This window comes from Bacillus sp. MUM 13 (genome assembly GCF_001866725.1).
Classification (GTDB): domain Bacteria; phylum Bacillota; class Bacilli; order Bacillales; family DSM-1321; genus Peribacillus.
The window spans coordinates 18,433-27,012 of sequence record NZ_MLYQ01000115.1 but is presented as its reverse complement, the minus strand read 5'-3'; the positions used below and the strand labels follow the sequence as shown (position 1 = coordinate 27,012).

Annotated in this window: 7 protein-coding genes; 3 read left to right on the top strand and 4 right to left on the bottom strand. The window is 37.1% G+C overall.

Translation table 11 applies throughout. The features are described from left to right. Positions 1-745: 745 nt before the first annotated feature. The gene (locus BIV59_RS20610) at positions 746-1,123 is read right to left on the bottom strand and encodes a VOC family protein (RefSeq protein WP_071353343.1); all 378 of its coding nucleotides are present in this window, start codon (positions 1,121-1,123) and stop codon (positions 746-748) included. A 402-nt stretch (positions 1,124-1,525) separates the two neighbouring features. Here BIV59_RS20610 and BIV59_RS20605 point away from each other — a divergent pair, with 402 nt between their 5' ends. Together BIV59_RS20605 and BIV59_RS20600 are read left to right on the top strand one after the other, a co-directional pair. Next, positions 1,526-2,065, top strand: a complete 540-nt coding sequence (locus tag BIV59_RS20605) for a GNAT family N-acetyltransferase (protein WP_071353342.1) — start codon at positions 1,526-1,528, stop codon at positions 2,063-2,065. Between the two features lie 92 nt (positions 2,066-2,157). Further along, entirely contained in the window at positions 2,158-2,481 is a 324-nt protein-coding gene (locus BIV59_RS20600) for a hypothetical protein (protein WP_071353341.1), read from the top strand. A 407-nt stretch (positions 2,482-2,888) separates the two neighbouring features. Here BIV59_RS20600 and BIV59_RS20595 read toward each other — a convergent pair whose 3' ends face one another. Next, a complete protein-coding gene (locus BIV59_RS20595; protein WP_071353340.1) occupies positions 2,889-3,491 on the bottom strand; it encodes a hypothetical protein in 603 nt (200 codons plus the stop codon). Between the two features lie 301 nt (positions 3,492-3,792). On the opposite strand from BIV59_RS20595, the gene BIV59_RS20590 reads away from it, so the two are divergent. Continuing rightward, positions 3,793-4,227, top strand: coding sequence for a hypothetical protein (locus BIV59_RS20590; RefSeq protein WP_071353339.1), 435 nt, complete (start codon positions 3,793-3,795; stop codon positions 4,225-4,227). 110 nt (positions 4,228-4,337) lie between these two features. Here the strand turns inward: BIV59_RS20590 and BIV59_RS20585 are convergent. Both BIV59_RS20585 and BIV59_RS23390 read right to left on the bottom strand, forming a co-directional pair. Next, positions 4,338-5,458, bottom strand: a protein-coding gene (locus tag BIV59_RS20585; RefSeq protein WP_139194431.1) for an IS3 family transposase whose coding sequence is annotated in 2 segments (ribosomal slippage) — positions 4,338-5,209 and positions 5,209-5,458 — 1,122 coding nt in all. Because the reading frame shifts where the segments join, the coding sequence is not laid out codon by codon here. Between the two features lie 387 nt (positions 5,459-5,845). After that, positions 5,846-8,188 (bottom strand): glycosyl hydrolase family 18 protein, encoded by a 2,343-nt coding sequence (locus BIV59_RS23390; RefSeq protein WP_240501964.1) that lies wholly within the window; start codon positions 8,186-8,188, stop codon positions 5,846-5,848. Between the last annotated feature and the right edge of the window lie 392 nt (positions 8,189-8,580).

Genomic DNA, 8,580 nt, shown 5'->3' with positions numbered 1-8,580 from the left:
AGTATGCTCAGTTCATAAACGGTTAGTCATTATTTAGGAGTGCTTATCATCATTACCTAAGGCTGTGTTTCGGGTTTATATGCCCATAAGATGATTATGTTAAGTGTGTCATTTAAAAAGGCTGTTTTCGTAAACTTTGCTGCTATAGAACAAGGGGTTGATTTCCGCTCCAGGATGCTCGCTTTCCGCGGGGCGGGCGGTGAGCCTCCTCTGCTGCGCCTGCGGGGTCTCACCTTCCCGCTGATCCCGCAGGAGTCTCGCACCTTCCGTTTCAATCAGCCTATTGCTATTTATAAAGTTTCTACCTAAATTCAAAAGGTGAAGTTCCTGAGGGATTTAAGAGCAACAGCCATTTAAGGGTTGGGAAAGGGGATATCCAGAGTTATACTGGCCTGCTGATTTCATGATGGATTGCCTCACAAAATAAACAAAAAACATCAATCGTTAAGAAATGATTTTTTACATTTTGTTTTTTTAATAGGGTAAGGTTGAATTTACTTTTTACGGTATTATATTCCCGGGATACATTCAACAAAACTAGCAGGTTAGATGAATAAAGAAAAGTAAAAAAAGGTTAGGATGTGAAAGGATTAGCTTGGTTTTTATTGTTCTTTCATTTACAACCGTTTAAAACATTAGAGTTGCGGGTTAATTTCAGTTCAATGAATACCAACTCTTCATATAGAGGTTTACTTTATCAATATAGAAAATACTGCTATTAGGCGGTATTTATGATTCCCAATATTTATATATGGACTTCACTAATTAAAGAATGAGTATTTCCTTCTGTGTCTTTAAAAAAGGTCATCCAAGTTTCAGTTTGTTCCATTTTTGCAACTATATGTGGTTCGTCAATAAAATAAACGCCTTTTTCAATTAATTCTTCGTGAGCTTCTTTAATATTCTCAACTTGAAAATATATGACAGAACTTGATTGAGCAAAATCTTCTTTTTCAGGAAGGCTAAGAAGAAGGAGAATACCATCACAATCAAAGAATGCCATAGAGTCTGTGCTGAATAGTAAAGGAAGCTTTAATAAATCTTTGTAAAAAACAATTGCTTTTTCTAAATTTTTTACGGGTATTCCTATTTGTCCAACCTTCTGAATAGCATTTGCAATCATTGAAAACAACTCCTTAATTTTATTCTATCTAAATTGTTTGAATATAAAATAAACTATATAATGGTAAATATACCAATAATTATATTGTGCTGTCTAGGTGAAAAAAAGAGGACCGGAAAAGTCCCTTTAATACTATTGCAACAATCTTTCAGAACATAGCCTAAAAATATAAAAGAAAAACCATTGTAAGGGAACTTATTTTGTCTGGAAGCTCATTTATGTTTTTTTTGTTTATAGTAACTGGTTTGATACGTATTGCAGTAGATTCTATGCCTTGAATTTATGAACAGCCTTTCCGTATTAGGACGGCTGAATTTAGGCAGGAAAATAAATGAAAGAACCTTTTTGGTTGGTGAATGATTTTTTCTTGTATTTTTAGAATAATAGACACAGGGGTGTAACATGAAGATAGAGATCGTGCATGAATATGAAATCAGTAATGAACTGTCTGCAAAAATACAAGAACTATTAAATGACAGTTTCCCCGATATATATCCTAAGAATAGGATTTATTTTAAGCAGCTTCCGCATTTTAGATTTCTTGCCTATGATCAGGAAAATCGGCTTATCGGACACGCTGGCCTGGATTATAGAGTGATGAATCTGAACGGAAAACCTTTAAGAATATTGGGTGTTATTGATTTATGTGTTGCGGGGAATGCACAGTCACAGGGTGTGGGTTCGAGTTTATTGCTGGAAATTGATGCGTTTACCGAAGGGCGCAATATTGATTTTATCCTATTGTTTGCAGATACGATGAACCTGTATGTGAAGAATGGATATCAGCCGGTTGAAAATGTATGCAAGTGGCTGAAAATCAATCAGGAACTACATGAAACAAAGGGGATAGGGAGCGAACACATCGAGGGATTAATGATTAAAAAAGCGGGGACAGCCAATTGGGAAGAAGGGGAACTTGATTTATTAGGGTATCTGTTTTGAAAGTGTTTTTCAGATAATTCCCATATTTTCTCTAATCCTGTATGTACCCTTTTCCTAATTAGTATATAATGGAAATTATAGGGGGAGTGAAAATGAAAAAAATAGTTAGTGTTTTTCTTACGGTAATTGCGTTTTTAGCGGTTAACTATTTTGTTAGTACTGTAGCTAAGGGTAACTTTATAGATTACTCTTTCATTGTGGGGCTGCTTCTTACGGTTATGGTTAAGTTTTTCACCTCAAAAGGCGGAGTTTCTGCAAAAATGGCTGAGGGATATACCCAAGCTACGACCACTGAACGAATGGAGCATAACAATAAGGAATATTCCTTTTCCCCAGGTGCTGTTTTTTACACAGGAATCGCTTATACCGGATTATCTGTATTGATTACGGTTATTCATTATAGAAGTTATTTCTAAATTATGTGTAATATGAATTAGCGGCTGCCTCGGCGGCGGGTTAAAAATACTTTGTTTAGAAGCGATCGAACAAAAATTATTCATCAAAGCACTTGGTGATTAAGTACAGAAACCATAAATTATTTAAGTCTTATGTAACTAACGCATGCGATTGTTCAATAAGAGCAGTCGCTTTTCTTGTTTCGCTAACGGTGCAGGATAGTTAAATATGAGGGATAATATGTAACTTTGAAAAACAAAGTCGGAAACTGACTTTTTAGTAAGTGAGAACAAAGTTGGCTACTCCACCTAAAAATCCTGTTTAACCGATATATATTAATCTATCAAATAAAATTAATCGGTTTAAATTTGGTATTTGGTTCCCATCCTTTTTTAGTTACCGACTTTTTCATTCTGTTATCCCTTCACTATTCCTCTTTGCTTCCTCCGTAAATAAGATGACCATCTGCTCCATAAACTGTTATATCCGCTGGTTTAATCATTTCATCTTTAGAAGTAATATACCAAACCCACAACGCAGCCGTACCTGAACCTCCGCTCATTCCAGCCAAGTCGTCCCGAACATAAAATTTATTTGGCTGTATATTGCCTTCACTATTTATAATGATGGTCTTTGCCTTGTCTCTGGCAAATCCGTATAGAATGGAGAAATCCTTTTGGACATTATTTTCAACTCTCCAGGTTATTGGTCCATTCTCCTCCTTTTCCTCTCTGAATTCTTGGAAATCTAATCCTGGAATCATTTTTACCATTTTGGTATGGTCTTTGCTGATAAGAACAGGATGGATTCCGAATTCAGTCTCGACAAAAGCCACATTTGAATCGGTATCAATTAAAATCACTTTTTTGCAATCCTCATTCTGTGCTTTTACTTTTGCACAGATTGCTTCTTCCAAGGATGTAGTAGGAATATAATTAGAACCAGGACTTGAACCAGGACGGGAAGCTGAAAAATAAAGTACCACAATTAATCCTAAGCAGAGTAAAGCTATTAAAATTTTTTTACTCATCTCCATCGCTCCCATAATTTTATACTACTCAGATAATTTCAATTATAAACCACACTCTTTCATCTTAGGAATAAATAGGGATTTTATATTAATACTCTCAAATTCTTGTTCAACTACCATGAAAATAAGTTCTTCAAAATTGAAAAATGACAATAGTTAAGAAGACCCTACTCAAACGTTAAAAAAAAGAGGAGAGAGATAAATAATAAGTCTATGGATTAGGGGTGGGTTGACTGAATTAAGTCAGTATCAGTATTGACACTCCTAATGGTTGATCATTTTTAAAAGGAGTGATTGCGCATTGATCAGCATTCCGAAAAAACAGGAAATATTACTCGAAGAAGAAATTGATGAACAAGAGTTTGTTAGCATAATCAATAGCTTTTACAAGCAAGAATGTTATATCTATGCGATTATTCCTGAATTTGAAGGACACCTATTAAATGAAATTTCAAATGACTTTATCGAAGTTAATAAATTCCCGTTACCTCGTACTTTTCCAAGGGAAATGGGCTATATGGGTTATGTAAAAGACATTCAAAAACGATATATTTACGAATTTTATTTACGGTCTACTACAATGGATTATCTGATTTTTTCCGAGACTGATGTATCAGAACAATTAAGTAAATTAACCAAAAAGAATTTGGACATTTATAAAATGTTTCAATCAAATAAGATTCCTCATATAACCATTGGACCCGATGGTCAATGGCTAAATATAGTTGAGTATTGAGTAGTTTCAACTAAACCAGCTAATAGTTTGTCAATATTTTTCAATAATAATTTAGAATCCCTTATGTCACTAAAAAAGACATAACAAACCTTTGGATAGTCAACACTAAACTAGACAGTTTTTATAAGGTGTCCAAGTTTATACTCGATAGGGCTTATGTAGCCTAACGTTCCGTGAATTCGAATGTGATTAAACCAATGAACATAATCCTGAAACTCTCTTGTTAGCTCTCCTAAACTGGTAAAGTGGCGACCTTTAACGAACTCTGTCTTGATGATTTTAAACGTTGCTTCTGCCACCGCATTATCATAAGGACAACCCTTCATACTTAAAGATCGTATGATACCAAACGTCTCCAGAGCGTCGTCTATCAGCTTGTTTTTGAATTCGCTGCCACGGTCCGTATGAAAATATGTAATCTTTCGAAGGTCGCTTTTGATGGACGATAAAGCCTGGTAAACCAAGGCCGCATCTTTATTTGGTCCCGTGCTGAAACCAATAATTTCGCGATTAAAGAGATCAATAAAGACACAGATGTAATGCCATTTCCCATTAGCTCTTACATAGGTTAAATCGCTTACCACGACCGCAAGCTCTTTTGTCTGGTGGAATTCACGATTGACTTCGTTCTGTTGATTGGATTCATTACAGCTCTTGTTATGCGGTTTGAATTGTGCGACCGTATACGATGAAACAAGTCCCTGCTCAGCCATAATCCGGCCACTCCTACGCCTGGACACCTGATACCCTAGCTTTTTTAATTCAACCTTGATTTTTCGGGTTCCGTAATTCTGGCGGTTTTTATGGAAGATGTCGATAACAGTGGTTGTCAAATCGTCTTCGGAAGCTCGCTCTTTTGCTTCATAGTAGTAGGTGCTTCTGGAAAGCTGGAGGACTTTGCACATTGCTGATATCGAGTATTTGTGCTGGTTATTTTTGATCACATTTACTTTCGTCCTAGTATCAGCGCGGCTTGCTTTAAAATGTCGTTCTCCATTTGAAGCTGCTTGTTTTCCCTGCGTAGTTGGATCAGCTCTTTTTCGTGTGGAGATAGATTGTCTTTTTCCTTGAAGGAACCGGTCTTCAGGCTCTGACTCACCCACTTATCTAAGGAAGAAGGCGTAAGATCATATTCCCGAATGAGATCCTTTCTTGGTTTTCCATTTTGGTAAAGCTGAACAATCTGTTGCTTGAATTCTGCAGTAAAGGTCCGGCGTTCTTTTTTAGTCATCGTAGATTCTCCTCTAGTATGGTATCTGTAGTCTACTTGACCTTAATTTTTCTGTCCAACTTAGTGTAGCCTATCTACTTCCACCATATAGGTTTGGAAATCATTTTATTATTTAGCTAGACTTAAGATTTAAGCTATATCTTGGGAAATTGAATTACTTTTTAAAAGAGCATAAATCCATTGTAAAAGTAGGCAACTATTTTTGTTGTTTTACTAAAGGGGCATTCTTGATATTATCTCACTACCATAAATTTAAATTTTTCACTATATTTGGACATAAAGAAAGCACCTCAAAAGTTAGATTCTTACTCTAACTTTTGGGGTGCAGAATAAAGCAGGATAAATGAATCCACTTATGGCGATTACTTTACGAGCCTACTTTTATAATTACCTTAAATCTGTTGCTAGTTGGTTCAGCAAGACTTCGTTAGGGTCTTGGCTGATTTCCCAAATCATAGCTCCCGCTAATCCTTTTGATTTTATAAAGGCTGCTTTTTGATCCATTGATTCTGCATCGTCATAACTTATAAAGGTGGATCCGTTCCAAAGATAAGGAACTTGGGAATCTTCGTTCCAATAACGGACAAATCCATTTTTCCCAATAAAGTTTTTCTCTATTGCAGCATAATTAACTGAATCAGCACCCGAATAAGACTGGTTTAATCCATTACTGGTATTATTAACCCCTTTATATTCATACCCATGAAACGGGACACCCATGACCAGTTTATTTGCAGGAACCCCTTTGTCTAAAAATAATTGCATAGCTTGAGAATCGCTCGGTGAATTGGAAGGCTCTCCAGTACCAGCATTTAGTGGGGAGTTAAAGCCAGTAAGGCTATCCCATGGCCCATGCATATCATATGTCATAAGTTGAATGTCATCTACAATCTTACCAATTTGTTCCAATTGCGTGTTTTCTGCAAATGAAGATGAAGCTCCGGCGGCAATCGAAATGGTGTATTTCTTCCCATCTAACGCCTGCTGTGCATCTAGTTTTTCACGTACTTTTTGCAATAGAAGCGTATAATTTGTCTTATCAGCCGGACGCGTAACATTCGTCTTCAATCCTCCTCCAACCGGATACTCCCAATCGAAATCAACACCGTCAAAGCCATACGTTACAAGAAACTTAACAACGCTATCAGCAAAGACAGTTCGGGAGGAGTCAGTCAATGCTGCATCGGAAAACTTACCGGACCAGTTCCACCCGCCGACTGAGATGACCGTTTTTAGATGAGGGAATTTATGCTTTAGTTTTTTTAGTTGATTGAAATTCCCTTTAAACGCATCCGTTGAAGAATCTCCTGGGAACGATTTTTCTATATCGACAGTGGGGTCTCCTACCTGCATCTTTAAATCGTCTCCAATATTTGCAAAGGCATAGTTAATTTGTGTTAACTTAGAAGCGTCAATGTCGGATACGTTAAATCCGGTATAGGTGGACCAGCCTGCATAGTAACCAGAAACCATATAACTTGGAGGCGTGAGCGTTTGTGAGCCAGTCGAAACTGTTAATTTTTGACTCGCCGGTGATTCTTGCCCTTTTGCATCCTTTGCCGTAACGTAAAAAGTATATTGGGTATCCGGAGTTAGCCCACCTATAACAAAGTGAGTACTTGCCGTATCCATGATTTTTATGTTGTTTTGATAAATGGAGTAGCTTGTTACATCATCATTGGATAAGCCATCCCATTTCAAAGAAATAGAATGAGCGGTTTTTCCTGTCAGACTGAAATCCTTGGGTGCATGAGGCCCCATTTTATTATGAATGTATACCTTTTTGGATGTTTCAGTTTTTTGACCTGATTGATCATAGACAATCGCCTTTACGAGCTGCTCTCCATCAGGAACCCATGGGTCGGTTGCCCAAGTAACAGAATAAGGTTTCGATTTCCTGGTCCCGATCAGGTACTTACCATTTTCACTATAAAATTCAACCTTTGAAATACCACTATCGTCATTTGCCGTGACGGAAAGTTTTACATTACCTCTTGCTGTTTTTCCATCCTTATCTAAAGGAGATACCCCAAGGGGACTCACAGTAGGAGGTAGGTCGTCTGTCGTCACATTAATTGTATTGCTTGCCGGCGAAATATTCCCTGCATGATCCTTTGCTTTTACTAACAAATGATACGTTTTACCTGGCTTTAATTCCCTCAAGGTAACACTTGTGCTTGTAGAGGTTCCAATACGGACTTGACCATTGTAGACGTCATATTCCACTACACCTACATTATCTTTAGAAGCACTCCATGCTAGAGAGATGCTTTTATTAGTTTTGGCAGTGGTATGTAAATTAGTTGGTGAAGATGGTGCAGCTTTATCATTCTGAATGTAAACTTTTCGGGTTGTGCCAGCTTTGTGACCTGTCTTGTCGTAGGCAATCACTTTTAAGATTTGTTCTCCATCAGAAACCGATGGGGTGGTCGCCCATTTTACAGTATAAGGTGGAGAAGTCTTCCTCCCAATTAGATACTTCCCATCGGCACTGTAAAATTCTACTTTTGATACTCCCAGATCGTCTCCCGCCTTAACAGAAATTTGTACGTTCCCCGATGTTGTTTTTCCATCATTAGCTAAGGGAGATACCTGTATGGGACTTACCCAAGGAGGATTGTCTGCTGCTTGAGCAACAGGTGAAAGCATAGTAGACATTAAGCTTACACATAAAAATCCGATCGAAAAAGGATACACTTTTTTCGATAATTTTTTGACCCTTCCCTTCACCTCTATCAATTGTTTCTCTCTCCTTTTTTGCCTTACCAAGTTGATTCACCTAGCAATTGAATCACTAAGAACTAGTATAATTTATTTATATATCAGAAGAATAGTAGGTGTTTTTTGGTATTTTTATTTAACGTATAGAATATCTTCAAATTCCCGACAAGCTTCCACATCAAGAATGGTGAAAGATATAGCCCAGTAGGTAGGGGGAAAGGAATGTTAGTTTGGCGATAGACAAAAAACTCCTCCTGTGACATCGGGTACAAGTCTGTTTATTGGTATTGCACGTATCACAGGGGCATTTCACTAAGGGAAGGGCAGTAGAAAAAGGTAAAATCCCCAAGTTAAAAAAACATTATGTTAGGTATAATTAATTTATTAAATAATTTACTTGT